This is a genomic window from Geobacillus sp. BMUD (genome assembly GCF_013096845.1).
Taxonomy (GTDB): domain Bacteria; phylum Bacillota; class Bacilli; order Bacillales; family Anoxybacillaceae; genus Geobacillus; species Geobacillus vulcani.
On sequence record NZ_SDLA01000025.1, the window covers coordinates 1 to 22,695 of the forward strand.

A 22,695-nucleotide genomic window follows, 5' to 3' on the forward strand; every position below is an offset into this window, starting at 1 on the left:
TCCTGCGAGGCCTCCAAAAAGTTTCCATCGAATGGGGGCTGGTTTGTGCTGCCCACAATCTTCTCAAAAAAGCCGCTAGGGACAAGCAATTGTCCTTGGTGGCGTAAATCAGGGGGTGAACAGAGTCGGAATTTTCTTCCGTTTGGTAAAATATACAAAAACCAGAGAGGGCTGACTCCAAAAGTCCGCTTTTTGGCGGACTTTTGGGTCAGCCCCAAGCTTGTTCGATGGCGGTTGCAAATTGGCGGCGATGTTGGATAGTCAAATAGACGATCGTTCCTATCATCATGGCGACAACAAATAGAAGCAGCTTGCCGACGTTTTCCTACATCAATGAGAAATTGCCGCTTGAGATGACCGCTTTCAATCCGAAAATCGAATACATCATCGGAAGCCAAGCGTTAAAGTGTTGGAACGAACGCGGGATCAGTTCGGGCGGAAATGTTCCAGTGCTTGTTGTCAATTGCAAAATCAGCACGACAATCTTCTACCCGATTCAGAAGAAAGCCCGAGCGCCTTGCCGCCTGCTAATGGCAAGCGCGCCCTAACATCTAAGCAGGCAGACGTACGATAAACTCCGTCCCTTGCCCGAGCTGGCTGTGGACATGGATCGTGCCGCCATGGGCATCAACGATCCATTTGGCGATCGATAGCCCTAGGCCGTGACCGCCTTGTTGGCGCGAGCGCGCTTTGTCGACGCGGTAAAAGCGGTCGAAAATGCGGCCGATGTCTTCCGGTGGGATGCCGATGCCGGTGTCTTTGACGGAAAGGATGAACTGCTTCGGCTCGGTGCGGATCGACAATGTCACTTCTCCGCCTTCTGGGGTGTATTTGATCGCGTTATCAAGCAAAATGTACAGCAGCTGCGTCAGTTTATCCGGGTCGGCCGTCACGACCGCTTGTTCCGGAGCGTGAAAGTGCATCGTGAGCTGTTTTTTCGCCGCCAGTTCCGCCACGAGCTGAAACGTGCGCTCGGCGTGCGGGCGAAAGTCAAACGTCTGTTTCGCCAGTTCCAACGCGGCGTGTCTCGCATCGGCGCGGGCGAGCGTCAAGAGATCGTTCATCAGCTTTGTGATCCGCTTCAACTCCTCGCGAAGGCGGTCAAGCAGACGGCGGGCAAACTCGTTTTTCATCACGTCTTCTTCCATTGTGAGCGCCTCAACAGATGAAAAGACGACGCTCAGCGGTGTGCGCAATTCATGGGAGGCGTCGGCGACAAACTGGCGCTGCCGCTCGTACGCTTCTTCAATCGGCACGAGCGCCCGCTTCGACATGAAGTAACTGAGCGCCACGCCGACGGCGAGAAAGAGAACGGCAAGACCGATCAGCACAATAAGCAGCCAATGGAACACCCCGAAAAACGAGGTCACATCCATCCCGATATACAAGATGCCGACGACATTGCCATGAATGACGAGCGGACGGGCGGCGGCGAGCACCCGCCAGTCACGGGCGGCGTCGCGGGCCAGGCCCGGCATATGCTCGGGTAATGATACGGTCAAATAGACTGGAGCACGTGCGTTCATATTTAGACGAGACAAGGCGTGCAAAAAGTACGGGCGCAGGCGCGGGTGGACTTCATCCCCGGCAAGCAGATCGCCATTAGGAGCGATTACGTAAAAAAAGAGTTGGTCTTCGCTGAGCAATACGAGACTTTCGTCATCGAACAAGTCAAAATCGCTTTGCTTTAACAAAAACTGTTCCATCGTGTTGGCCTCTTGTTCAGCGAGGCGAACGATGCGCCGCTCTTGATCGGATGTCGTGATCCAATAAAACAAAGCGGCGGCGATGACGATAAACAAAGCGAGAAATAAAGTAAAGATGCCGCTGTAAAGCGCCGTCAGCCGCCAATGGGTGCGGCGGAACAAGTCCGCGCTTCCTAAACGGCGCAGCCAGTTGCGCCATTCATTCCATTGTTTGATCAATTTTATATCCCACCCCGCGCACCGTTTGGATGACGTCGTCCTTCAATTTTTTACGGAGCAATTTGATCGTCGCGTCGATCGTTTTCATTGAGACGTCGGCGTCCCAGCCCCAGACGCGGTCCAATATCGTCTCGCGCGGTACGACGTGGCCTTGATTTTGGACGAGAAGATCAAGGAGCTGAAACTCGCGCGGGGTGAGGAAAATTTCCTCGTCACCGCGATGCAGCGTATGGCTTGTCCGGTTCAATGTGAAGCCGTGAAACGTCACGGTTTCCTCTTGGAGCGGGACGAACGTGCGCCGGGCGAGCGCTTTTAAGCGAGCGACAAGCTCATCGATTTCAAACGGCTTGACCAAATAGTCATCCGCTCCGGATTCAAGCCCGGTGACGCGGTCTTGCACCGCGTCTTTCGCGGTCAACATCAAAATGGCGCCTGTGTAGCCGTTTTGCCGCAAGCGGCGGCAAATCTCCACCCCATCGCCGTTCGGCAGCATCCAATCGAGCACGACGACATCGTAAAATTCCGCCATCGCGTAGTCGTACGCGTCTTCCCCTTCCTGCACCCAATCGATATGGTCAATGCCTTTTTTCTTCAACAAATGAACGATCAGTTCCCCTAAATGGAGATCGTCTTCCGCCAGCAACACTTTCATGGACGTTCCTCCTGTTTTCCATCCTTGCTTTTATCATAGCAAATCTACGTGAAAAAAAGGTGAAAATTGAAAAGGCAAAGGAAAGCCGATCCGACGAGGATTTTTCACCGTTTTTTCACTTTGCTTGGGTATGATGATGGGCGAAGAGGAAAAGGAGGAGCATGACGATGAGGAAAATGAGAAATTTGCATCTTTGGATTTAATCGGAACATCGTGGGATGCCCCTTTGGAAAGAAGGAACGAGACATGCCGTTCAACTATGGTAGGGAGAAAGCGGCCAATGACCGGAACATGTCATCTGATCTTTGTGTACGACCGATGGATGTAGGCGACATCGTTGTGTTTCATCCTCCTTTCCGATGCTTTGGCGGCATTCGCTCGAAGTTGTCCAATGTTTGGTTATGGATGACCATTCATGATAAAGGAGGAGATGACCGATGGACATGATGCCATTTGAACCAACCCCTACTCCGCAGCCGAAACGGCGCGGCCGCTTCGTATCGTGGCTTGCTGCTTCTGTCGCTGGGGCGGTGATCGGCAGCGCAGCGACATGGTATGTGGCACCGAAATGGTTGAATCAAGAAGGCGCCGCCCCCACTCAAGCGGCGCAAACGACTGAGCAAAAAAGCGACGCCTTGCCGCTGCAGCCGACGGCGAATACGAAAACGAACATGATCGCCGCCATCAACAAAGTCGCCGATGCCGTCGTCGGCGTCGTCAACATCCAGAAGCAAGTCGACTTTTTCTCCGATCAAGCGCAAGATACCGAAGCTGGGACAGGCTCAGGCGTGATTTTCAAAAAAGAGGGCAATACGGCGTACATTGTGACGAACAACCATGTCATCGAAGGAGCGAATAAAGTCGAGGTGGCGCTCGCGAACGGCAAAAAAGTGAAAGCGGACATCGTCGGCGCTGATGCGCTGACGGACCTCGCCGTCTTGAAAATTCCAGCTGATGGCGTAACGAAAGTGGCGAGCTTCGGCGACTCGGCGAACGTGCAAATCGGTGAGCCGGTCGCGGCCATCGGCAACCCGCTTGGTCTTGACTTGTCGCGGACGGTGACGGAAGGAATCGTCAGCGGCAAACGGACGATGCCGGTGTCCACTTCAGCGGGCGACTGGGAGATTGACGTCATCCAGACGGATGCGGCGATCAACCCGGGCAACAGCGGCGGCGCGCTCATTAACAGCGCGGGGCAAGTCATCGGCATCAACAGCATGAAAATCGCCGAAACAGGCGTCGAAGGGCTCGGCTTTGCCATCCCGAGCGAAAACGTCAAGCCGATCGTCGAACAGCTGATGAAAGACGGGAAAGTCAAACGCCCGTATCTTGGCGTCCAGCTCGTCGATGTCGCGGATTTGTCCGATGATGTGCGCGCCGATGAGCTGAAATTGCCGTCCAACGTAACATATGGTGCGGCCATCACCTCGGTTGAACCGTTCTCGCCGGCGGCCGACGCGGGCTTGAAATCGAAAGACGTCATCACGGCGATCAACGGCCAGAAAATCGACAGCGTCAGCGCCTTGCGCAAATATTTGTACACGAAAACAGCGGTCGGCGATCGCATCAAACTGACAATTTATCGTGATGGGTTTGAGACAACCGTATCTGTCACGCTCAAGGCGAGAGAAAACAGCCAGTCGTAAGAAGAAACCGCCTCTTTTCCATCGGATCAGTGGGAAAGAGGCGGTTTTCATTCACATAAAATATCGACAGGCGAAAGGCTGGCGCGTGAAACCACTTTCCCGATGATTAGCAACCAACGCGGGTCATCTATTTTCTTCATATAGCTAAAAGGCTGTTGAAAAACAGCAGTTTCCCTTGATCGATGAGTGAATGTGCGCAGTGTTGCAAGGTTTTTCTATTTGAGAAACGATGCCGGGAAGCGGTATGCACGATTTAATCACCGGTCTCCTAGAAGGCCAGTGAAAAATGAGCATACTTGGAACATCGACGAAGCTGGACGAGAAGCAAAAGCATGTTTTACTAAATTTTCCTGATTAATGAAAATAGAGGATTCTAAGTAAATCACCGGGATCCTAGGAGGAACCTTTTGACCCGAGAATAGACAGACACCGTTTTTGGTGGCGGATGCGTATTCTTTCAACTGGGGGGGAATCTTTCCATAAAGAAGGAAACCGTCTCCATCTCATCGAATATTCCAACTATCATGACTGGAAGGGGATGCAACATGGGTCCAAGTGCACCGTTATGGATGACAATGTTGTACTACGTCGTATGCATCGCAACGCTGCTCGTCGGTGTGGTGATGCTAGTGAAAGGGACGGTTCGCCGCTTGTATTCGCTCGCTGCGGTGCTCGCAGTGCCGCTCTTTTTTCTGAACAATTTTCACACGATCGCCAGGGTCGGTGTCGATCCGTTCGAGTATTGGCAACAATCCCTTATCGAAGGACAATGGTGGGCGTGGCTGTCGCTTGCGTTGTTCCTTTACATCGTATGGTACTGGGCATGGCTTGTTCAACGCATAGGAGGTCAAAAGGAAGGACAAGTTTGGTGGAAGCGGCAGAGATGGATATGGGTGGTGCTGGCGGCAGCTGCGCCTGTCATCGTGTATTGGGTGCAGAACATTGACGATTCCGTTGTCTCTTCAGTGCGGACGTACGAGCCGTCCAAAGCCCGCTTGCCGCAAGATCCGTCGGCGCGTATTTTCTTTTTGTATTCTCATCCGTTAGAGCGAGAGTCATATATCGTGGAGGCGGACGAACATCATGTGCGCAAAGTGGTGACGCTCAAAGCGGTTGGAATCTCTCACCTTTCGCCCGTTTCCTCAACAAAGGAACTGTTGTTGTGGTCCGATTATACGGGAAGGTATGTGTATCGACTGAATCCAGACAAATGGACTGTTACCGATCAAGAAGCGCTCTCCGATCCTCTTTCCTTTGCCTCGTTGCAGGGAGAGTGGGATATTCGTTCGCTCAACCAAGATGTACAAACGAATAAACTCGAAGTACGAAAAGAGGGGGAATTGCTATTTTCTAAACGGATCCCTCCTTACGTTCTTCAAGTTTTGCACGTAGCGCCGTATTTCTATGTGTTCGCCGATGTGATTGAAAAGGAACAAGGCGTATTGTATGTGATCGATCAACGCGGCGAGGTCGTGAAAGAAATTCCGTTGCTCACTTCTTCCGCCCGATCGATGGCGGCTTTCCGCAACCACCTTGTCATCGCCACGAAGCCTCGTCTCACCATCATTGATTTGCGTTCATGGCGAGTGGCGTATTGGGATACAGGAGAGGAGGAAACACGATTCGATCAGCTCCAAGTACAAGGAGACACGCTGTGGGTGAGCTACGTACAGCGGGAGAAATCGGGATGGATGGCTTTGAACGCTCAGTTCCAGCCGATCGAAAAACACGAACTGCCCGCATCGTACTGGGAAGCCCGATTTCATGGCGACTATGTGTATGTGCTATTGGAGCCGCCCGCAGGAAGCGAGTCGGATCATGCAGGGGAAATGCAAATCTTTCATTTGCGCACGGCTCAACCGGTGTCGCGCCTGAATGTGCCAAAACAAGAACACAACTTGCAGACATTTTGTGTCATGGATGACATTCAATAAGCAATGGTACTAGATGCCGCTATGGAGGGTGAAGGTTGGTCATCGTCACGTTCCTTGTTGGCGTGGCGGCCGTTCACGGAGCGGTTCGCCGCTTCTATTCGCCCGCTGCGCCTGCGCCGATCGTCAAGGGCGGCATCGATGAGTTCGATGATTGGCAACAGTCGCTCGTCAAAGGACAATGGTGGACATGATTGTCGTTCGTGCTGTTTTGGTACATGACCGGGGGCTGCTCGCTCGGCCCATTCGCGAGCGGCGGGTTGCAGCGGCGGAAGCGAAAGGGGGTGAGGGAAGTGAGATTCCGCGACTATGAAGAATTTTGGCCGTTCTATTTGACCCAGCACCGCAAACGAGCGACGCGGTGGTGGCATTTTGTCGGAACGAGTGTTGTCTTTTTGTTCATCATCATCGCGGCTGTAACGGGGAATGCATGGTGGCTGCTTGGCGCGCCGATTGCCGTCTACACGCTCGCTTGGTTCAGCCACTTTTTTATCGAAGGAAACAAACCCGCCACCTTTGGCCACCCGCTTTGGTCGCTCCGAGCTGATTTTCACATGTACGGGCTGATGCTTACGGGACGCTTGGGGCGTGAGCTTGAGCGGATTGGGCTTTCAGAGGATCGGACTGTCAGGCAAAATGGATGGGAACAGCGATAAAGAAGCCTTTCTCCCTGGGGGATTTCTCAAAGTTTTGGAGAGATCGAAGGACGACAATCCGGAATGGAATGCCAGGGAGGAAGGCTCTTGTCTCCGTATTATTTCTTCAATTGTTCAATCTTTTCAAGCGGCAGCCCGGTCAGTTCATGAATCGTGTCGGCATCATATCCTTTTGCCAACATTCGTTTCGCAACATCCAGCTTCGCTTTTTCCATTCCTTTCTCCAAGCCTTTCTCTATTCCTTTCTCTATTCCTTTCTCCATGCCTTTCTGCTCGTATGAAACGATGAGTTCCATGACTTTGGCAGCCGTTACAGAAAACTTATAAGGCTTTATAAGATAGTTAAAAATCTTATAAAGACCTATGTTTCTTTCCTTGTTCATCGCACCCGATTTCGCCAAAGCTACTCTCGTTGGATGTGGTGCTCCGAAGGCTTCAATTCCCCACTAACGAATGGGTACATGTCAATAACCGCTTTTCGTGCTAGGCTATTGACTTACCATATTTTTTTAAGTTTCTACTTGCGTTCACATCCCTGTCTATTTTATTTCCACATTCATCACATACAAACGTTCTTTCTGACAAAGAAAGTTTCTCTTTTACAGCCCCACAATGGCTGCAAGTTTTAGACGAAGGAAAGAATCGATCGGCAAGTATCAACTTGATCCCATTCCAAGCACACTTATATTCCATCTGTCTCGTGAACTCATGGAATGTTTGTTCTTGGATGGCTTTCAATAGCTTTCTGTTCTTTAGCATTCCATGAGTATTTAAGCTCTCCATGACTACATACTCTGGCTTGGTTTTCACCAAAGATGCAGTGATTTGATGAATATAATTGTGCCTGATGTGTTTTAGCCTTCGATAGGTCTTTCGAACAAGGAATTCCAACTTTTTTATATTGTTTGTTTTTCTGTAACGGAATTCACCTCCTTCTGTTTTTATTTTATTTTTCTCATATTTCCTTGATCGTTTACGTTGCAACCGTTTCAGCCTTTTCTCCAACTTCTTCACTTTGTTTGATTTGTTTATATTGCGAAACTTCTGCCCGTTGCTAACGACAGCTAAATCTTTCACCCCTAAATCGATGCCTATGCCGTCAGTATAATTTTGGTTTTTGTTTTCAACTTCTTCAACTCCAATAGTAAGCCACCAATTTATTCCGTCAAACGTGATTCTTGGGTTGAGATATTTTATATTACTCCCTGTTGGGATTCTGCCTTTTTCAGCTAACTTAACATCATTCAATTTTTGCTTGTTCTTTTTCTTCGAAGTAGTCAGCTTTTCCAATTTTACATGCGTTTTTGTGATTTTTATTTTTGCTGTATCTTGATAAAAACTTGGTTTGCTTCTCTTTTTTGACTTAAATTTTGGAAACTTCGTCCTGCCTTCAAAGAAGTTTTTGTACGCTTGACAGGCATCTTTAATTGCTTGTTTTGTTATATTATTTGAGTAATGGTTAAGCCAAGCATATTCTTTTTGCTTTTTTAATTGTGTCAGCATTTTCCTTAACTCATTATCGTTTAAAAACGTTCCGCCATTTTTGTAGTTTTCTTGTTGTGTAGCCAATGCCCAATTGTATGCCCATCGGGATACGCCTGCACACTCAAATAACTTTGTTCTTTGCTTATTGTTTGGCAAAAGCATAACTTTATAAGTCTTGATCATCTTTTACCAACTCCTGAATCATTTTCTTGGCTTTATTTGCTCTTTTCCCCTGCAATTTACAACATAATGTGATGATTTGAACCGCTTGACACTCTGCAATAGCCTACAATTTTTCTCTCGCGTTTCCTATTTTTTATACCAAGAAAATGATTGAGCTGTTCTTGTGAGTAATATCTAAAGGGCCGGTGATTTAAGGGAACATGGGGCTTCCCGGCATCATTTCTCAAATAGAAAAACTTTGTAGCATCAGTACTTTTTTTCACATGTTCATCCATTGAGCAGGGGAAACAGCTGTTTTTCACCAGCCTTCTAAACCCCGATGGCGCAACATATGCAGGTTTTAATACACCAGATTTATCCCAATCTCTTAATGTGTGCTCTGTTTTCCCTATTAGTTTGGCAAATTGCCCTATACTGTAATACTTCACAATTATCACCTATTTATAAATTGTATATAGAGTTTTACGAAATTTTATAAATTTATTTCAACTGTGTGTCACCTCCTTCTCTTCCATTGTATTCACCTCATTTCGCAGTCGGATTTCTTCTTCATCCGATAACCGCAAATATGTTTCGAAAAAGCCGAACAACAGACGCTGTTTCGCCTCATCGAGCTCGAGGCGGATGAGCATGCGCAAAAATTCCTTTTTCACTTCCACCTTCTCATCTTCATTATACCCCATTTTGCTTAACAGAGCGGCGGCGACCGGGTTGTCATGGCGGATGTACTCGCGCCACGGGAGTTTGCGCAATTCTATGGTCAAAAAACGGAAATCGAGAACGGTCCAAAACGGAAACTCCACAGTGAAAGAGGAAGGTTCATTACGGGTGGCGTCATAGCTGAAGATAGCGATCGGAAGAATACGGCGGCGGTGTTTTTGAAATAAACGGCTGAAATAAATGAACATTCGCTCTGAAAAAGCGGGTTGGATGTAGCTTTGGTGTTCGATGTGGACAATGATCAGTCCATCTTCCCCTTTTAGCTTTGTCTCGATCAATAGATCGACTCGATGTTTTTCCCCTGCAGTAACATCGGTCAACACTTCTTCTGATAAAAAGGAAAGATGGTTAAAGTCAACATGCTCGTATACGCGTGGGAAGAAGAGGAGAACGAATTCTTCAAAAAACGTGCTTAACAACTCTTTAAACAGGCGATCATGGTCAATGCGCGTTTCTGACATGGTCTTCCTCCCTACTTTATTTTTAAACTCCCATTTGTTTTATTCGATCCATGCAAGGCAAAATCCTGCCTGACCACAGCCTTTTTCACAGAAGTTTTTTGTTCAAAGAAAGGAAATAGGAAAGAATTTGTCGAATTTTTATACCATTGGAAAAATGATGAAACCACCCGCTGCCTCGCCCGTATCAATAGGTAAAGGCGAAAGGAGGGAGGGAAATGATTTTTGGCCATCCGCCTGAGGTCATATATGGGATCGTGCTGGTGGTCAGTGCGCTGCTGACGGTGTTGTATTTTTTCTTCAGCGATGTGCTTGACGGTCTGTTCGATGTGGCCGATCATCCGCTGTTCAGCCCGCAGCTCGTCTTATCGTTTTTCATCGTCGCGAGCGCGGTCGGTTTGTTGGCGGAATGGTATACGGATTGGGCGTCGCGGTGGATCGTTTGGCTGAGCGTCGGCGTGGCGCTTGTCGTGGTGTTGCTTTTGCACTTTTTCGTTTTTTTGCCGCTTCGGTCGGCTGAGGCGTCAATTGGGTATACAGATGCCGAGTTGGAAGGGTCGCTGGCGAAGGTGATCGTGTCCGTGCCGCCGGATGGGTTTGGCGAAATTCTCATCTCCCGTCAAAGCGGTGCGGTGGCCAAAGCGGCGAAAAGCGCAAACAATGAGGCCATTCCGTCAGGGGAAGAGGTCATTATCATGCAAATGGAAAACGGCGTCGCTGTGGTAGCGAGGCACGATCCGTATCATCTTTCCATCTAAAACAAAGAAAGGGGAACTGTCATGGTTGCGCCATGGTTGATTGTTATTGGCGTTGTCGTCTTGCTTCTCGTCGGACTCATTGCCATTTTTATCGCCCGCTACCGCACGGTCGGGCCGGATGAGGCGCTTATTGTCACCGGCAGCTATTTAGGAAGCAAAAACGTCCACGTGGACGAATCGGGAAACAAAATTAAAATCGTCCGCGGCGGCGGCACGTTTGTCGTGCCGATTTTCCAGCAGGCCGAGCCGCTCAGTTTATTGTCGATCAAGCTCGACGTGCAGACGCCGGAAGTGTATACGGAACAAGGTGTGCCCGTCATGGCGGACGGAGTGGCGATCATCAAAGTCGGAAGTTCGATCAGCGAAATCGCGACCGCGGCCGAACAGTTTTTAGGTAAAACGCGCCAAGACATGGAAAACGAAGCGAAAGAAGTGCTTGAAGGCCATCTCCGCTCGATCCTCGGATCGATGACGGTGGAGGAAATTTACAAAAACCGCGACAAATTCTCGCAAGAAGTGCAGCGCGTCGCCTCGCAAGATCTCGCGAAAATGGGGCTTGTCATCGTCTCGTTCACGATCAAAGACGTGCGCGACAAAAACGGCTATCTCGACGCGCTCGGGAAGCCGCGCATCGCCCAAGTGAAGCGCGACGCCGATATTGCGACGGCCGAAGCGGAGAAAGAGACGCGCATCAAGCGGGCCGAAGCGGATAAAGAAGCGCGCAAAGCGGAGCTCGAGCGGCTGACGGAAATCGCCGAAGCGGAAAAAATCAACCAGCTCAAGCTCGCTGAATTCCGCCGCGAACAAGACATCGCCAAAGCGCGCGCCGACCAGGCGTACCATCTTGAAGAAGCGAAGGCCAAGCAAGAAGTGATGGCCCAACAAATGCAAATTAAAATCATTGAGCGGCAAAAACAAATTGAGCTCGAAGAAAAAGAAATTTTGCGCCGCGAGCGGCAATACGACTCGGAAGTGAAGAAAAAAGCCGACGCCGAACGCTACGCGATCGAACAAAAAGCGGCGGCGGAAAAGGCGAAACAAATCGCTGAAGCCGACGCGCAAAAATACCGCGTTGAGACGCTTGCCAAAGCGGAAGCCGAGCGCATCCGTCTCGACGGGCTGGCGAAAGCCGAGGCCGAGAAAGCGAAAGGGGAGGCGGAAGCGGAAATTATCCGCCTAAAAGGTCTCGCCGAAGCGGAAGCGAAACAAAAGATTGCCGAAGCGTTCGAACGCTATGGCCAGGCGGCCGTGCTCGACATGATCATCAAAATGCTTCCGGAATACGCGAAACAAGTCGCGAGCCCGCTTGCGAACATCGAGAAGCTGACGATCGTCGATACGGGATCGGGAACAAACGGCGGCGCCAATCGCGTCACGGGATACGCGACGAACTTAATGGCGAGCCTGCAAGAGACGTTAAAAGCATCGACCGGCATCGATGTCAAGCAGCTGCTTGAAAATCTCACAACGAGCGGCGCAGCATCGGCCGTCACGGCTAAGCCAATCGCTTCCGAACAGGCGAATGCGAGCGAGTCATAAACAGTGTCAGGCGCCCTTGATCGAACAAAGGGCTCTTTTTTCGCCTATTGGCAAACGTTCACGACATTCTTCGGAGTTGCGCATCAAGCATTGTTTCGCTATGATGGGAACGAGTGGAATGGAAAAAAGGAAGTAGGTTGAGGATGATGAAACGAGCTCGAATGATCTATAATCCGACATCGGGGCGCGAGCTGTTTAAGCGCCATTTGCCCGATGTGCTCGTTCGGTTGGAAAAAGCGGGCTATGAAACGTCGTGCCACGCCACCGAGGGTCCGGGAGATGCGACAAAAGCCGCTCGACAAGCGGTGGAACGTGAATTTGACCTCGTGATCGCCGCCGGCGGTGACGGAACGATCAACGAGGTGGTCAATGGACTGGCTAATCAACCGTACCGGCCCAAACTGGGAGTCATCCCGGTAGGGACGACGAACGATTTCGCCCGCGCCATCGGCGTGCCGCGCACGATCGAAGGGGCCTGCGAGGTGATCGCCACGGGCGAGCCCGTACCGATTGACATCGGCTGTGTGACGAACGAAGACAAAACACGCTATTTCATCAACATCGCGGGCGGCGGCCGTCTGACGGAGCTCACCTACGAAGTGCCGAGCAGGCTGAAAACGATGCTTGGCCAGCTTGCTTATTACTTAAAAGGGATCGAGATGCTTCCGTCCATTAAGGCGACCGAAGCGCAAATCGAGTACGACGGCAAACTGTTTGAAGGCGAGATTATGATGTTTTTGGTTTCGCTCACGAACTCAGTCGGCGGCTTTGAAAAACTGGCGCCTGACTCGTCACTCAATGATGGCCTCTTTGATTTCATCATCGTCAAAAAAACGAATTTGGCCGAATTTGTCCGTCTTGTGACGCTGGCGGCGCGCGGGGAGCATATCAACGACCCGCATATCATTTATACGAAAGCGAACCGGGTAAAGGTGCGGTCGCCGATGCAGCTGAACTTAGACGGGGAATTCGGCGGCATGCTTCCAGGAGAGTTTGTCAATTTGTACCACCATTTGGAAGTCATCATGCCGAAAGACAAGGCGGAACAAGTGAGAACAGGGTCATAAGCCTGTTCTTTTCTTATGTGATGACGCCCCCAAGGGTACGCTAACCTTACACGAATCGGCAGAAAGGGGAACGATATGGCGAAACAACAAGCACCAGTCGCCAAAAACGACTATTATGACGTCACATTCACCGATTTGACCCATGACGGGCTCGGCGTGGCGAAAGTGGACGGCTTTCCGTTGTTCGTGAAAAACGCGCTTCCTGGCGAGCGGGCCAAAGTGAAGGTGATCAAAGTGAAAAAAGGATACGGGTACGGCCGTCTCATCGAGCTGTACGAACCGAGCCCCGACCGCGTCGAGCCCCCGTGCCCCGTCTATCGTCAATGCGGAGGCTGCCAGCTGCAGCACCTGAGCTACGAAGGCCAGCTGAAGGCGAAAGAGAAGCAAGTGAAAGAAGTGCTCGCCCGCATCGGCAAGCTAGAACATGTCACCGTCCATCCCGTCATCGGGATGAAGAACCCATGGCGCTACCGAAACAAGGCGCAAGTGCCGGTCGGCGAGCGCGAAGGGGGGCTGGTCGCCGGATTTTACAAAGAGCGCAGCCACGAAATCATCGACATGGACTCCTGTCTCATCCAGCAGGAGAAAAACGACGTCGTCGTCCAAGCGGTGAAACGGATCGCTGAGCGCTACGGCGTCCCGCCGTACGATGAACTCACCCACCGCGGCGTGCTCCGCCATATTGTCGCCCGCTGCGGCGCGGCGACGGGCGAGGTGATGGTCGTGCTCGTCACCCGCACCGACCATTTGCCTCATAAACAAGAGATCGTCCGCGACATCATCCGCGCCATTCCGAACGTCAAATCGATCGTGCAAAACATCAACCCCGAGCGGACGAACGTCATTTTCGGCGCTAACACGCGGGTGTTATGGGGAAGCGAGTTCATCACCGACCGCATCGGTGACATCCAATTCGCCATCTCCGCCCGCTCGTTTTACCAAGTCAACCCGGAACAGACGAAAGTGCTGTATGACAAAGCGCTCGAGTATGCTGCGCTGACCGGAGCGGAGACGGTTATGGACGCCTACTGTGGCATCGGCACGATCTCGCTCTTTTTAGCCAAAAAAGCGAAGCATGTCTACGGCGTCGAAATCGTCCCCGAAGCGATCGCAGACGCCAAGCGCAACGCCGAGCTGAACGGCATCACAAACGTCACCTTCGAAGTCGGCGCCGCCGAAGACGTCATCCCGCGTTGGTATCAGGAAGGCATCCGGGCTGACTGTCTTGTTGTCGACCCACCGCGCAAAGGCTGTGACGCCGCGCTGCTCGAGACGATCATCGCCATGAGACCGCCGCGCGTCGTCTACGTCTCGTGCAACCCCGCCACCTTGGCCCGCGACTTGCGCATCTTAGAGGACGGCGGCTATGAAACGATCGAAGTCCAGCCGGTCGACATGTTTCCCCATACGGCGCATGTGGAGTGCGTGGCGAAATTGCAATGGCGGATGTAAACGCCAAAGAACCAATCTTGATTGAACGTCATGTCCAAAAGAAGTGTCCCGTCTCAAGAAATGGGCAGTCCGACCGCCCGCTGAGCAGGCGAGCGAGGAAGGCCGTTAGCCATCATCAAAGAATTGGGGTAGTGGTGGTGAGAATGGATACCTTCGGAACAAAGGGAAGCAGAAAGAGCTGATGGCGCACGCGCCCCAATCGCTTGAAGCCCCTTCTCCAAGCGAAGCGCAAATGGCCGATCCGTTCACTTGTCGTCGACCTCCAATCGTGCAAAAACCCTAGGGGGTCGACGACATTGATTTTGGTCGCTTGATCCCTACAGCCATGACGGATGAACTTGATTGACAGAATCTTCGAAACGTGTTATTCTAAGGATGACGTTTAAGGGAAAAGCTTGATATGACAACACTTTTTGAGGTTTTTATCGTACCTATGAGGGATTGAAACTTTCATCCCACTATCTTGGGATAATAACGGCATCGGTTTTTATCGTACCTATGAGGGATTGAAACTCGCCCGTGTTCCAGCAAAGCGAGCCGTCGTCGTTTTGGTTTTTATCGTACCTATGAGGGATTGAAACCAAAAAGACAAGCCATGCGGTGGCGAAGCGAGGTCGTTTTTATCGTACCTATGAGGGATTGAAACAGCGTTACCGGTTGAGCATAGGTTTCTCCGTATCTTTGTTTTTATCGTACCTATGAGGGATTGAAACTACTTCTGGAGCGCGACGACAGGAACGGGGAAAACGAGTTTTTATCGTACCTATGAGGGATTGAAACTTATTCAGTACGTCCAATCGTGCAAGTCGTGATGTCTTTGTTTTTATCGTACCTATGAGGGATTGAAACCTTCGCCACCGGACCAAGCTGGAGAAATTCCGCCCGTTTTTATCGTACCTATGAGAGATTGAAACCCCAATAGACCAACTTTAATCTGCTTGCCACCTAATGTTTTTATCGTACCTATGAGGAATGGAGACAACTGTTACACCTACAGCTGTCCATAGCATACCCTTGTGTTGCTTCCACTGATCTCCCCATTCAACCGCTTATGTTTTTGGCCGTTTTGGTTGCTTTTCTCCTTCATTTAGCCAACTAGAAGGATGGAGTCGAGCGCATGTTCCTCTATTTCAGCCGTTTATAAGAAACTTGGCGCATCCGTAACGTTTTGCTCCTGTTTTCCGCGGTGATTCCTTTGTGATTGTACCCATCGATGTTCTATAGGAAAGGGGAAATATGATTCAGAAAATATAGAAAAAAACTATTATAAAAAATTATTGAAATAGAAATATGTGATTATTTATAATATAGCTTAGCCGTGTGTTATACAACAAAAGCAACTGAATCAATGAGGAGGGATGAATTTGATTGACAAGCTTGTCCAGACGGTGAATGAGTTATTATGGAGCCCTCTCTTAATTCTTTTTATTGTTTTTTGTGGAGTGTATTTTAGTATTCGCACCCGGTTTTTGCAGATTCGTCATGTGAAAGAAATGGTGCGGCTTGTAACGACGGGGAAGGGTTCTGATGCGGGGGTGTCCTCATTCCAAGCGTTGACGATGTCGTTATCCGGCCGCATTGGGGTAGGGAATGTCGCCGGGACAGCGACGGGGATCGCTTACGGAGGGCCGGGCGCCGTCTTTTGGATGTGGGTCATTACGTTTATCGGAGCGGCGACGGCGTATGTCGAGTCCACGCTGGCGCAAATTTACAAAGAAGAGCAAGATGGGCAGTACCGAGGCGGTCCGGCTTTCTATATTGAAAAAGGTCTTGGTTGGAAATGGTTTGCGGTCGTCATCGCCGCCGCCATCCTTCTTGCCATGGCGGTGTTAATGCCGGGAATTCAGGCCAATTCGATTGCCGATGGCTTTCACAATGCGTTTCGCATTCCGAAACTGGTGACAGGCATAATCGTCATTGCGCTTCTTGGCTTTACGATTTTTGGAGGGGTCAAGCGAATCGCGAAGACGGCCGAAATTGTTGTTCCGTTTATGGCCGTTGGCTATTTGTTGGTCGCTATTGCGATCATTGCGGTGAATTTCGAAAAAATTCCTGAGGTCTTTGGCTTGATTTTTAAAAGTGCGTTTGGAGCGGAACAAGTATTTGGAGGCATTATCGGGTCAGCCGTCATGTGGGGCGTCAAACGCGGTCTTTATGCCAATGAAGCCGGTCAAGGGACAGGCGCTCACCCGGCGGCGGCGGCCGAAGTGTCGCATCCGGCCAAACAAGGGCTGGTGCAGGCGTTTTCGATCTATTTGGATGTATTTTTAGTGGTGACGGCGACTGCGCTGATGATTTTATTTACCAATCAATACAATGTCATTAATGAAAAAACAGGGGAACCGATCGTTGTCCATCTCGAGGGAGTCGAACCGGGCGCTGGCTATACGCAGGCTGCGGTTGACACGCTGCTTCCGGGATTTGGCTCGGCGTTTGTCGCGATTGCTCTCTTCTTCTTCGCGTTTACGACGATGTACGCCTATTACTATATCGCCGAGACCAACCTCGCCTATCTTGTGCGTGGCAAACATCGAGGAATTGCCTTTTTGGCTTTAAAAATCATCTTTTTGGCTGCCACGTTCTATGGAACGGTCAAAACGGCGACAACCGCGTGGGCCATGGGCGACACCGGGCTCGGCATTATGGTCTGGCTGAACTTGATCGCGATTTTATTGTTGTTTAAACCGGCTTATCTTGCTCTGAAAGATTACGAAGAACAACTGAAGCAAGGCAAAGATCCAGAGTTCAATGCGTCAAAATACGGAATCAAAAACGCGACGTTCTGGGAAAATGGGTATAAGAAAGCCGAAGAAAAGAAAAAGGAAGCTTTATGATGATCGCCTTGCTGCAGCAATCCGTTTCTAAGGTTCACCGTACGTTGGTGAGGTTGGTGGTGTTGAGAGCATACGGCGCGAAATCAATCGTTCCTAAAGCGGAGGAGCCTTGCCTCGTTTGATTTTGCTTTCCTAAAAAAACGTTTTGCCGTGAAGATGAGGCGATTGTTCACCAGTCTTCTAGCAGTCAAGGGTGTCCCGTTGCTTTTAGGACACCCTTTTTCTATCACCATCGATCCCCTGGAGAACCTTTTTCTATGAATTCATTTTTCGGAGGTCATCCTTTTTTCTTCACCTGAAAGCGTCCCTTTTTGCACAGAATGGTGGCGTTTGCCCGCTCATACATCCAATAAAGGGGATAGAGTGTGACGAGAAACACGATGATTGTTGGCACGTGTTCGACCACGGGCCAATAAGCTGCTGCAAACGCCTTGATTTGGACTGTCAGGAAAAGAAACAACGGGACAATGCCGGCTGCGGCCAGCAGCAAAAACGGCGTGATTCTCGTTTCTTTCAGCTTCACATCGCAATACGGGCATTTCATGGTCCAAGGCGAAGAAAAGTGCATGACATCTTTAACAGTAATGGGATTCGTGCACTGCGGGCAAGAGATGAAAGGATCCATCTTCCCGTTCTCCTTCCTCTATAAGATGCAGCTGTTCGTCGTCATTGAAACCGCCTTTGCGCCTCTGCGAATACGATGCGATTTTGTCGTCATCAGGGCTTTTCGTCTGTTTCCACCCACTGTTTGAGAGCCATGAGCCGTTCGTCCCAATACGGTTCAAAGAAGGAAAGCCATGTTTTCAATTCGGCGAGGGGTTCGGGATGGAATCTGTACCTCGTTTCGCGCCCGGCTTTTCGACGGCTCACTAAACCTGCTTCCGCTAGGATATGAAGGTGCTTGTTGACGGCTGTACGGCTGATCGGAAACGATTTGGCAATCGCGGCGATCGACAGCTCGTTGTCGGCCAGCAGCTGCAACATCTGGCGGCGGGTGGGATCGGCGATGGCGTGAAATACATCGTGCTTCGGCGCGGCGGCGGTTCGTTTATCCCTCGATGTATGCAGGGAGTTTTTGGTTGACAATGTTCTCCCACCCACCATCCATAATCTGGCGAACGGCTGCATGAGGTTGGCCAAATTCCGTTGTTTTGTCGGCATCCCATCCGGAATGGATGAGGGTGAATGCGGTTTTTCCGTCTTCCAATGCTTTTAATTCAAACGTAAGATGCCAATCCTTTCCCCAATTAAATCCTACACGGTGAGGTGGATCGAGCTCGGTGACGGTGCAGGGGGAATCCCCGAATGGCCCTGCGTGCAAAACAAATTGGTGGCCTAAAATCGGCGCAAATGTATTCGGCATCCACCACGCCGCAAGTCCTTCGGATGTTGCCACCGCTTTCCATACTTTTTCAATGGGCGCGTTCAGTACAATCGTTTTGCGGATTTCCGGCAATGTTTGCTTGGTTTCCACAAGAATTCCTCCGTTCATTGAATATAACACCAATAGGTTTCAAAATAAATATATCACCTTTTGGTGTTAAAAGCAAATGAAAACGAATGCAGCTCCCATCGATCGGGAATGATGTTCTGCCGTTTTCAATGAAAGGCGTTCCTTGTTATAATGAAAAACGTATGTTTCCGCCAAGCATAAGTCCGTTGCGACAAAGTGTACAATACACTCAAGAATGAAATCAAGCTGATTCATGTCGAAAAGGAGGGAACCCATTGGGCGGTGTGACGAACCATTCGTTTGTGGCAGAAGTTCATCAGTTGGATAAAAAAGGAATTGGACAAGCCGCCGTTTGGCATGAAGAGGACGGAAAGAGAAAGAAGCTCAAACTGGCCATTCCGTCTACACTTCCGGGTGAGAAGGTGCGAGTCGTTGTCGATGAGCCAAAACGGCGCAGAGTTCAGGCGCGGTTGGAAGAAGTGATCGAGCCGCATCCGGAACGGCTTGCGCCGTCGTGTCCACACTTTGACCGCTGTGGCGGCTGTGTCTGGCAGCACTGGCACTATGAAGGGCAGCTGCGCCATAAAACGGAGCATGTGAAGGCACTTTTGGAGCAGTACGGATTTGACCCGAACGTTGTCCGCGAGACGATCGGAATGGAACATCCGTGGCATTACCGCAATAAAATGGAGTTTACGTTTTCTCCGGAAGGGTTGCTTGGACTGCATGAGCACGGGAACTTCCGGCAAGTCATTTCGTTGGAGACATGCCTCATTGCCGGCGAGAAGATCGTCAAAGCTGCCATGGAGGTGGCGCGTTGGGCGCGCGATCATCGGCTGCCTGGGTATCATAAGGATACGCATGAAGGGTTGCTTCGCCATCTCATGGTGCGCGAGTCGTTTGCGACCGGGGAAGTCATGGTGGCGCTTTTCGCGACCGAGGCGCCGGAAGGGGATCTAAAAGAAGCGGCAGCCGATTTGACGGAGCGGATCACGAAGGCGCTCCCGGAAGTGAAAAGCTTGCTTTGGCTGGAAAACCGGGCGTGGGCTGACCGCACTCAGGCAGAACAAACCCATGTGTTGGCCGGTCGTGATTTCATTTATGACGAGTTATGCGGGTTTCGCTACCGTCTGTGGTTTGACACGTTTTTCCAAACGAACCCGGTGCAAGCGGCCAAATTGGTCGAGCTGGCGTTGGAAATGGGAAATCCGCAGCCGCACGAAAAAATGATCGATCTCTTTTGCGGGGTTGGCACGTTTTCTTTGCCGTTCGCCAAGCGGGTCAAGGCGTTAGCCGGCATTGAAATTGTGGAAACATCAATCGAATCGGCGAAACGCAACGCCAAAGACAACGGCATCGACAACACGTACTTTTTGGCGCGGGACGCCCGGCGCGGCATCGATGAGGTGCTCGAACAATTCGGAAGGCCGGAGCTGTTGCTTTTGGATCCTCCGCGTTCGGGTGCGGGCGGGAAGGTGATGCGCAAAATCGGCCGGGCGCAGCCGGAGCGGGTCGTTTACGTCTCGTGCAACCCAGAAACGTTGGCGGCAGATATTACGGAATTAGTTCCATTTGGTTATACATTGAAAATCGTCCAGCCGGTTGATTTATTCCCGCATACCGCGCATGTGGAGTGCTGTGCGTTGCTTATAAAAAATTTGTAAACACCAAATACACTCGTTCACTTAAAAAATAACCGTTCATCGAGAGAAATCAAGTCGGACTTTGGATGATGTTTTACTGGGAAACGAAACAGTCCATCCCCGGCATCTTATTTGACAAACAAGGGCAAACATGGATAGACCAAAGGAAATCGAATAAACATGTGGTGAAACCAAGAGGGAAGAAACGGGAGAAATGTCCACGTACTTCCCTTTTTCTTTTTCTAAAAGTCGAACTATAGTGGGTCTTTCGGATTCTCCTAAATGGAGCGAACCGGTTGTTTTTCACCGGCCTTCTAGAAGGTCGATGAACATCGCTCTTTCTTAACGCCAGTGTTTTTGGAAAGCTTCAAAAATATTAAGGTTGATGTAGTGGAGAAAACACCTTTTGGCGCCGTATGACTGATGCAATCACCACTCTTCTCGGCGCCGGCGATAGGAATATGTCATCCATATCAAATATGTGCGCAAAAAAGGAAGGTAACATAAAATATAGAAGTTATGTATTGCACTCCTTGCTTTCGTTTCAGAACTCGGGCATGGAAGGTCGGCAAGGGGGACGTGTTTTCCGCTATTGATATCGTATAAAATGGTGTTTAAAGAAAAAAGGGGGGACTAGGCGATGAAAAAGACGTCGGTATTTGGGTTGGTTTTTTTATCTTAATTAGGCGAGAAGACTCCCACTTCAACGAAGCGAAGCGGAGTAAGTGGGAGATGAATCGCCTTAACTATATTTTACTGAAAATAGTATAGATTCAGTAAAATATAGTATAATATACTGTAGATGAGCAAATTTGCTAACATAAATTGACAACTAAACAAAAAAGGAGACATGAACCCGATTCCTTGGTTAGAATAGATGTGCCACCAACTACCCACAAGGAGGTTCATGTCTCATGAATAGATTAGCACATCATCAAGGAATCCACAAGTTTTTCATGACGTTGGGGTTGGCGCTTTATTTCTCGAAACCGGTCATCAAGCATCTCGTTCATATTGTGGAGGCCTTGACTACCAAGGGATTTTCGGGAACATTGACCGATGTCCATCACTGGAGTTTTCATCCCAATCATCGAACCACGCTCAGCCATTTTTTCACGAAAAGCCCTTGGGATGAAGAGACGTTGCTTCGCAAACTCCAGCAATGGATCCTTCAGCGCATCCAGCGAATCGCCAAACAGGAGAATCAACCCCTTTTTGTTTCGATCGATGATACGATTTGTCAAAAAACGAAGCCTTCGTCACGGGCCGCCCACGCCATTCAAGGGTGTGATTGGCACTACTCGCACAAAGATCATCAATCCGTCTGGGGGCATTCGCTTGTTTGGCTGATGGTGCATACCTTCACACAAGCGTTTCCGTTCGCGTTTCGTCTCTATGATAAGGCGGCGGGAAGAAGCAAAATCGACCTAGCGATCGAGATGCTTTCCTCGCTCAAGGGGAAGTGGGCTCAGCCGGTGTATGTGCTCATGGATTCATGGTATCCGTCCCAAGCGCTCATCGAAGCCTGCCTGAAACAAGGATTCCATGTCATCGCCATGCTCAAGACGAACCGGATTCTCTACCCGAAAGGCATCGCCATTCAAGCGAAGGAGTTTGCCCGCTATATCGAGCCAAACGACACCCGCCTCGTCACGGTGGGGAGCGAGCGCTATCGTGTCTACCGCTACGAAGGCGCGCTCAACGGTCTTGATGACGCGGTGGTGCTGCTGGCTTGGAAGGCGGATGAACCGATGACGCCGGATCATCTCCATGTCGTCTTGAGCACCGACCGGGAGCTGAGTGACGAAGACATCTTGCGTTACTATGCCCAGCGCTGGACGATCGAATGCTTTTTCCGGCAGGCCAAAGACCAGCTGAAGCTCGATGGGTACCGTGTTCGTCACGTTCGGGCGGTGAAACGGTATTGGGCAGTGGTGCTATTTGCCTGCGTATACAGCATCGCGGAATCTCAACAAGACCTCTCTTCCGGACTGGAGCTTCTTCGGTCTCGGAAAGGACACAGCGTCGTTGAGTTCATCTATGACGCCGCAAAACAAGATATTCCCATTGATGTGATCAAAAAACAGCTCCATGTCGCCTAAGGGGTCCCCTGTTTGTCTCTTATTTCATGGAAATTACTGTAATGAAAAATGCTCATCTGCAGTAATATAGTTAGATGGGAGGTGAAAAAATGTATTTTTGTATCAAACAACAGCTAAATGGTTTGACCAAAGAAGAATACTTGACTCTTAGAGAACTGTGCCATATTGCCAAGAACATGTACAACGTCGGA

At 50.1% G+C, this 22,695-nt stretch carries 17 protein-coding genes, 5 pseudogenes and 1 CRISPR repeat array; of the genes and pseudogenes, 11 read left to right on the forward strand and 11 right to left on the reverse strand.

Annotated features, from left to right (window positions below):
• Positions 1-208: 208 nt before the first annotated feature.
• The 3 genes and pseudogenes from ETC05_RS17955 to ETC05_RS16545 form a co-directional block, all read right to left on the reverse strand.
• Positions 209-484: pseudogene (locus ETC05_RS17955) on the reverse strand (ABC-2 transporter permease); the annotation flags it as partial.
• Positions 485-551: 67 nt separating this feature from the next.
• On the reverse strand, positions 552-1,925 hold the full coding sequence (locus ETC05_RS16540; protein ID WP_031405889.1) for a sensor histidine kinase: 1,374 nt from the start codon (positions 1,923-1,925) through the stop codon (positions 552-554).
• Positions 1,906-2,577, reverse strand: coding sequence for a response regulator transcription factor (locus tag ETC05_RS16545; protein WP_031405887.1), 672 nt, complete (start codon positions 2,575-2,577; stop codon positions 1,906-1,908). The genes ETC05_RS16540 and ETC05_RS16545 overlap by 20 nt, the downstream gene beginning before the upstream one ends.
• Before the next feature lie 437 nt (positions 2,578-3,014).
• On the opposite strand from ETC05_RS16545, the gene ETC05_RS16550 reads away from it, so the two are divergent.
• The 4 genes from ETC05_RS16550 to ETC05_RS16565 all read left to right on the forward strand — a co-directional run bounded on the left by ETC05_RS16550 (position 3,015) and on the right by ETC05_RS16565 (position 6,810).
• Complete coding sequence (locus ETC05_RS16550) at positions 3,015-4,223, forward strand: S1C family serine protease (RefSeq protein WP_031405884.1); 1,209 nt, start codon at positions 3,015-3,017, stop codon at positions 4,221-4,223.
• A gap of 545 nt (positions 4,224-4,768) precedes the next feature.
• Positions 4,769-6,157 (forward strand): hypothetical protein, encoded by a 1,389-nt coding sequence (locus ETC05_RS16555; protein WP_171661486.1) that lies wholly within the window; start codon positions 4,769-4,771, stop codon positions 6,155-6,157.
• Positions 6,158-6,192: 35 nt separating this feature from the next.
• Positions 6,193-6,348, forward strand: coding sequence for a hypothetical protein (locus ETC05_RS16560; RefSeq protein ID WP_156961374.1), 156 nt, complete (start codon positions 6,193-6,195; stop codon positions 6,346-6,348).
• 99 nt (positions 6,349-6,447) lie between these two features.
• A complete protein-coding gene (locus ETC05_RS16565; protein WP_031405881.1) occupies positions 6,448-6,810 on the forward strand; it encodes an Mpo1-like protein in 363 nt (120 codons plus the stop codon).
• A gap of 98 nt (positions 6,811-6,908) precedes the next feature.
• Here ETC05_RS16565 and ETC05_RS16570 read toward each other — a convergent pair.
• From ETC05_RS16570 to ETC05_RS16590, 5 genes and pseudogenes are all read right to left on the reverse strand, one after another.
• Positions 6,909-7,118: pseudogene (locus ETC05_RS16570) on the reverse strand (DUF4351 domain-containing protein); the annotation flags it as partial.
• A 175-nt stretch (positions 7,119-7,293) separates the two neighbouring features.
• Positions 7,294-8,478: an RNA-guided endonuclease InsQ/TnpB family protein gene (locus ETC05_RS16575; protein ID WP_171661487.1), complete on the reverse strand. Its 1,185-nt coding sequence runs from the start codon at positions 8,476-8,478 to the stop codon at positions 7,294-7,296.
• 83 nt (positions 8,479-8,561) lie between these two features.
• Positions 8,562-8,657 (reverse strand): annotated as a pseudogene (locus tag ETC05_RS18330) (IS607 family transposase); the annotation flags it as partial.
• 135 nt (positions 8,658-8,792) lie between these two features.
• Positions 8,793-8,906, reverse strand: a pseudogene (locus ETC05_RS16585) (MerR family transcriptional regulator); the annotation flags it as partial.
• A 72-nt stretch (positions 8,907-8,978) separates the two neighbouring features.
• Positions 8,979-9,659: pseudogene (locus ETC05_RS16590) on the reverse strand (Rpn family recombination-promoting nuclease/putative transposase); the annotation flags it as partial.
• Between the two features lie 215 nt (positions 9,660-9,874).
• On the opposite strand from ETC05_RS16590, the gene ETC05_RS16595 reads away from it, so the two are divergent.
• The 5 genes from ETC05_RS16595 to ETC05_RS16615 all read left to right on the forward strand — a co-directional run bounded on the left by ETC05_RS16595 (position 9,875) and on the right by ETC05_RS16615 (position 17,306).
• Positions 9,875-10,414, forward strand: a complete 540-nt coding sequence (locus ETC05_RS16595) for an NfeD family membrane protein (RefSeq protein ID WP_171661488.1) — start codon at positions 9,875-9,877, stop codon at positions 10,412-10,414.
• A 21-nt stretch (positions 10,415-10,435) separates the two neighbouring features.
• A complete protein-coding gene (locus ETC05_RS16600; RefSeq protein ID WP_031405869.1) occupies positions 10,436-11,953 on the forward strand; it encodes a flotillin lipid rafts scaffold protein FloT in 1,518 nt (505 codons plus the stop codon).
• 146 nt (positions 11,954-12,099) lie between these two features.
• Positions 12,100-13,020, forward strand: coding sequence for a diacylglycerol kinase (locus ETC05_RS16605; protein ID WP_031405866.1), 921 nt, complete (start codon positions 12,100-12,102; stop codon positions 13,018-13,020).
• A 75-nt stretch (positions 13,021-13,095) separates the two neighbouring features.
• Positions 13,096-14,472 (forward strand): 23S rRNA (uracil(1939)-C(5))-methyltransferase RlmD, encoded by a 1,377-nt coding sequence (rlmD, locus tag ETC05_RS16610; RefSeq protein ID WP_031405864.1) that lies wholly within the window; start codon positions 13,096-13,098, stop codon positions 14,470-14,472.
• Positions 14,473-14,890: 418 nt separating this feature from the next.
• Positions 14,891-15,452: a CRISPR direct-repeat array (repeat unit 30 nt; unit sequence GTTTTTATCGTACCTATGAGGGATTGAAAC).
• Positions 15,453-15,830: 378 nt separating this feature from the next.
• Positions 15,831-17,306, forward strand: coding sequence for an alanine/glycine:cation symporter family protein (locus tag ETC05_RS16615; protein ID WP_171661489.1), 1,476 nt, complete (start codon positions 15,831-15,833; stop codon positions 17,304-17,306).
• A 277-nt stretch (positions 17,307-17,583) separates the two neighbouring features.
• Here the strand turns inward: ETC05_RS16615 and ETC05_RS16620 are convergent, their stop codons facing one another.
• The 3 genes from ETC05_RS16620 to ETC05_RS16630 all read right to left on the reverse strand — a co-directional run bounded on the left by ETC05_RS16620 (position 17,584) and on the right by ETC05_RS16630 (position 18,780).
• Complete coding sequence (locus ETC05_RS16620) at positions 17,584-17,931, reverse strand: hypothetical protein (protein WP_031405860.1); 348 nt, start codon at positions 17,929-17,931, stop codon at positions 17,584-17,586.
• 92 nt (positions 17,932-18,023) lie between these two features.
• Entirely contained in the window at positions 18,024-18,392 is a 369-nt protein-coding gene (locus ETC05_RS16625) for an ArsR/SmtB family transcription factor (RefSeq protein ID WP_031405858.1), read from the reverse strand.
• Positions 18,355-18,780, reverse strand: coding sequence for an SRPBCC family protein (locus ETC05_RS16630; RefSeq protein WP_031405856.1), 426 nt, complete (start codon positions 18,778-18,780; stop codon positions 18,355-18,357). The genes ETC05_RS16625 and ETC05_RS16630 overlap by 38 nt, the downstream gene beginning before the upstream one ends.
• A gap of 254 nt (positions 18,781-19,034) precedes the next feature.
• On the opposite strand from ETC05_RS16630, the gene rlmD (ETC05_RS16635) reads away from it, so the two are divergent.
• Both rlmD (ETC05_RS16635) and ETC05_RS16640 read left to right on the forward strand, forming a co-directional pair.
• Positions 19,035-20,423 (forward strand): 23S rRNA (uracil(1939)-C(5))-methyltransferase RlmD, encoded by a 1,389-nt coding sequence (rlmD, locus tag ETC05_RS16635; protein WP_031405854.1) that lies wholly within the window; start codon positions 19,035-19,037, stop codon positions 20,421-20,423.
• An 893-nt stretch (positions 20,424-21,316) separates the two neighbouring features.
• Positions 21,317-22,504 carry an IS701 family transposase gene (locus ETC05_RS16640; protein WP_171661490.1) on the forward strand — a complete coding sequence of 396 codons (1,188 nt, stop codon included), beginning with the start codon at positions 21,317-21,319 and terminating at the stop codon, positions 22,502-22,504.
• Positions 22,505-22,695 lie beyond the last annotated feature (191 nt).

What these genes read in the sequence shown, in the direction of transcription:
- ETC05_RS16545 (WP_031405887.1), bottom strand. Translation starts at nt 2,577, where the DNA reads ATGAAAGTGTTGCTGGCGGAAGACGATCTCCATTTAGGGGAACTGATC.
- ETC05_RS16550 (WP_031405884.1), top strand. Translation starts at nt 3,015, where the DNA reads ATGGACATGATGCCATTTGAACCAACCCCTACTCCGCAGCCGAAACGG.
- ETC05_RS16555 (WP_171661486.1), top strand. Translation starts at nt 4,769, where the DNA reads ATGGGTCCAAGTGCACCGTTATGGATGACAATGTTGTACTACGTCGTA.
- ETC05_RS16575 (WP_171661487.1), bottom strand. Translation starts at nt 8,478, where the DNA reads ATGATCAAGACTTATAAAGTTATGCTTTTGCCAAACAATAAGCAAAGA.
- ETC05_RS16595 (WP_171661488.1), top strand. Translation starts at nt 9,875, where the DNA reads ATGATTTTTGGCCATCCGCCTGAGGTCATATATGGGATCGTGCTGGTG.
- ETC05_RS16600 (WP_031405869.1), top strand. Translation starts at nt 10,436, where the DNA reads ATGGTTGCGCCATGGTTGATTGTTATTGGCGTTGTCGTCTTGCTTCTC.
- ETC05_RS16605 (WP_031405866.1), top strand. Translation starts at nt 12,100, where the DNA reads ATGAAACGAGCTCGAATGATCTATAATCCGACATCGGGGCGCGAGCTG.
- rlmD (WP_031405864.1), top strand. Translation starts at nt 13,096, where the DNA reads ATGGCGAAACAACAAGCACCAGTCGCCAAAAACGACTATTATGACGTC.
- ETC05_RS16615 (WP_171661489.1), top strand. Translation starts at nt 15,831, where the DNA reads ATGAATTTGATTGACAAGCTTGTCCAGACGGTGAATGAGTTATTATGG.
- ETC05_RS16620 (WP_031405860.1), bottom strand. Translation starts at nt 17,931, where the DNA reads ATGGATCCTTTCATCTCTTGCCCGCAGTGCACGAATCCCATTACTGTT.
- ETC05_RS16640 (WP_171661490.1), top strand. Translation starts at nt 21,317, where the DNA reads ATGAATAGATTAGCACATCATCAAGGAATCCACAAGTTTTTCATGACG.